This is a genomic window from Flaviaestuariibacter flavus, from assembly GCF_004337505.1.
Classification (GTDB): Bacteria; Bacteroidota; Bacteroidia; order Chitinophagales; family Chitinophagaceae; genus Flavisolibacter; species Flavisolibacter flavus.
Window position 1 is genome coordinate 1 of record NZ_SJZI01000016.1, and the last position, 3,478, is coordinate 3,478.

Sequence of the window (3,478 nt, forward strand, 5' to 3'; positions counted from 1 at the left end):
AACATGAACTATGGTTATTTCCAAGAGTTTTTTTAAGCGAGTGCGCTTTTAAAATCTGCCTGATACACCGTTCCTTTTGTAGCTATTGCAAATGCTTGTTTGAGCAGCTTATTGCACACGGCGATGAGGGCCACATAGGGCAGCTTTCCTTTGGCCACTAGTCGGTCATAGAGATCCTTACATGCGGCGTTATATTTCTTGGCCGTGAGCGCGCACATGAACAACACACTGCGCAGGTAGCCGTTGCCCATTTTGCAGATTCCCCGCTTTCCCTTTATCGAAGTGCCGCTTGTGTGCTCCCTGGGTGCAAGGCCTGCCAGGGCAATGAGCTGGCGGTAGTTGGAGACCTTGGTAAAGCCGTCGGTGGCTACGATGAGGGTGGCCACGGCGCGCTTGCCCAAGCCGGGCACGGAGCGCAGGTTCTTCATCTGGTTGCCACTCCACTGCTTCAGTTCTGCATCCATCTGCGCTTCCAGCTTTTTCAGTTCCCGCTCGATCCGGGCAATAGAGGCTTTGAGGCTTTTTGTGACCTCCTTATCGGCAAAGGGCATGTAGGTGAGGGCATGCAACTGGTTTTGAAGCATGGTTTTCTGACGCACATACATATTGATCAAAGCCCCGATCTGGCTGCATTTGAGCTGCGCCTGCGAGGGCACACGCCACACGGAAGCTTCTCTTTCCACTCCATAGCGGAAGAGCCAGCGGGCGTCTTTTTTGTCGGATTTGTTACGCTCCAGGTTCATCTGGATAAAGCGCTTGACGACCATTGGATTTTCTACCCGCACGTCGCCTCCTGCTTCCTTCAGGGTAAAGGCAAGGGCGAGATAATAAGGCCCGGAGGTTTCCAGAACATATACCCGCTCACCGCACTTTTCCAGCAGCTCGCGGTGGCCGGAGGCGGTGTTGGAGAGCTTGGTATAATGGGTCCTTCCTTTGTCATCATTGTAATAAACATCGAGGGTGTCTTTAGAGACGTCAATACCGCAAACAAGCTTCATGTTGTACTTTCACTTTGGTTAAAAATGAGGAATGTGATTTTTACACATCTGCAGCCATCCTAATTTCACGCGAGCTCTCCGGCGGCAACCGGTGCTCAGTTGAACTACCCGCAGTATCGTGTAAAAAGGCAGCGGGGGACCATCATGTTAGACAAGCTTGTCCTGGCTTCAGGGGCTGTTTGGTCTTACTCCCGCTGCCCACATTCTTTATCACCGAAAAGTATGAGAAAACAAACATAGGATGGGCTGTTGCGCTAGGCTGCCGTCCTAAAGTTGTAATTTTATTTAGTCAGACGCCCAGCGCAAAGCCCTGTTCGTTAAGCGCAAGCAGTTCATGACATTCGAAGAGTTTCAAAATACCATCCAAAAGCGGAATCGATTTGACCGATATTGGTACTATTTCATCTGTTATGCGACAATCGCTTTGTCATTAGCGCTTCTATTCATGATAACCATCAATCCTTCTAAGTTCAAGGGAAATCATGTCTTTCATTATTCCTGTTTTACATTTCTTCTCGGACTTGGATCATATGGATTGTACCTGCTTCCAAAAAGGTATCAAGTAGTTACAGTGGAAATGCCTCTTCCAGTTTCGCAGAAAATAGAGGTGATTGAAAGAATAGCTAACGAATATGAATCTCCAATTACCAAAGTATCCAACCAGTTCGTGCGTTTCACTATTCAAAAACGGTTTTGGAATTCTCCATATGACGTACAACTGTTTCTCGATGATGAACGATTTTCTTTTGTAATCTTGGGACAGGACCGGAGTGATGGTGGTTTTATAGACTTCGGTGGAGCAAATCGACAGCGCAGAGAGCTTGCCGAGAAATTAAGGTCGACCATCGTTTAGGTGCAGCCTGCGCTTAACAGGGGCTGTTGCGCTAGCCTAGTTTCTAATAGTTCATATCTTTCCTAAAGCAGACCGGCCAGCGCAAAGCCCTGGTCGTTATGCGCAATCCCAGACACGCGACAACTGTTGACCAAAAATGCAATTAGGACTTGACTTCATTAGAAACAATTTAGCGAGACAGGCGGAAATGAGCGTGTCGGAACAAGCTGTATTCTTTGTTAGCACGGCTAGTGTCATCTTGGCCAACAGTGTCGAGGACAAGCAATTGATTGCGGCTGTTTTTGATGGAATAGATTCCTTGCGTTATACTATTGCGTCTGACAAGGCGACCGAGTCGATTTTGGCTCCATTAGACATTGCTTTAACGTATCAAAGCTTGGCATTGGCGAGACTGGCGGATGATCGTGATCGCACTTTGTCTGCTTTGAGATCGGTCATTAACTATGAGCCGAATCCAGAATTGCGTTCGGTCTATGTAAGTGAGCTGGAGCGTCTCGCCGGGGAGGACTCCTAGGAGGCTGGACTGCGCATAACATGGGCTCCTATGTAAAGGGATTAGTTGCGTGAGGTAACAAATATTTTTTGGCTGGTCCCCGATACTATCTTTTTCAAGCGTTTATTGAAGCATGCTCCTATAAGCAGTCAGCCTAACGTTGTGGGTGCTGCAAGTCAATATTTCCTTTTAAAAAAGCGGCCGCTGCAGACTGTGCCAGAGCAACCTGGGTTGCAGTTCATGTTGAGCAGTCGGCCGCCAAATAGATCGTGCTTCTGTATTGCCTGTATCAGAAAAGAAGCAGGGTGACACCCTTAGTTTTTTAATCCGTTTCCCTTTTGATTACTAAAAAATCTACGCCCATCGCTCAAGCGCTTGCCAACTCCTTGCGGGCCTTCCCTCTTCTTTTAGGCTCGGGAGGTAGCGGTGCTTCTATTTGTTCAGGGCTTCCTTCCGCTACGCCACGCACGTACATCCGCTCTGACAGCAGCACTGCCCGCATCCTCCTTAATAGTCGTCTCGCGATACGGATGATGGCCTGCGGTCCCTTCATGCGCCCGCACAACTTCTTATAGTGCTCCAGCAGGGCGGGATCCTTGGTAATGGCCATCCACGCGGATTCCACCAGCTGCGAGCGCAGGGCGTTGTGTCTTCTTTGGGTAAGGCCCGTATGGCGCTCCCGCTCCCCGGAGCTGTAGGAGTCGGGGCAGAGACCTACGAATCGGTTCAGGCTGTCTGCATCTTTAAAGCGCTTTACGTCTCCCACCTCCATGAGGAAGAGGGCGGAGGTGAGCGGGCCGACGCCAGGTATGGAGCGAAGCAAGGTCGCTTGTTTTGCGTAGTGCTCCGAGCGCATCACCGCGCGCAGCTTCTTTTCAGTTTTGAGCAACAGCACTCGTAAAGCCCGCACCTCTTCCAGCATCAGCTCCAGGGTTTCCCTCAGGTCTTCATCACCTGCGGCGGTGGCTTGGATCCAGTCGAGGAAGTTGTGGCTCCAGGTGGCGTTGTCAAACCTGGGAGGGACTATGATGCCCTGGAAGCGGAGCTCGCTTTTCAGCCGGTTCTTTACCCGGGAGAGATCACCCCAGAGCTTTTTTCTAAACCGGATCAGCGAGCGCTGCTTCTGTTGTTTTT

Annotated in this window: 3 protein-coding genes; 1 reads left to right on the plus strand and 2 read right to left on the minus strand. The window is 50.1% G+C overall.

Translation table 11 applies throughout. The features are described from left to right. Positions 1-32 precede the first annotated feature (32 nt). Complete coding sequence (locus EPD60_RS07630) at positions 33-998, minus strand: IS110 family RNA-guided transposase (protein ID WP_131448483.1); 966 nt, start codon at positions 996-998, stop codon at positions 33-35. 989 nt (positions 999-1,987) lie between these two features. Between EPD60_RS07630 and EPD60_RS07640 the strand changes: the two genes are divergently transcribed. Next, positions 1,988-2,365, plus strand: a complete 378-nt coding sequence (locus EPD60_RS07640; RefSeq protein WP_131448495.1) for a hypothetical protein — start codon at positions 1,988-1,990, stop codon at positions 2,363-2,365. Between the two features lie 346 nt (positions 2,366-2,711). On the opposite strand, the gene EPD60_RS07645 is transcribed toward EPD60_RS07640, so the two are convergent. Next, a partial coding sequence (locus EPD60_RS07645; protein ID WP_131448497.1) for a transposase occupies positions 2,712-3,478 on the minus strand: 767 nt, incomplete at its 5' end.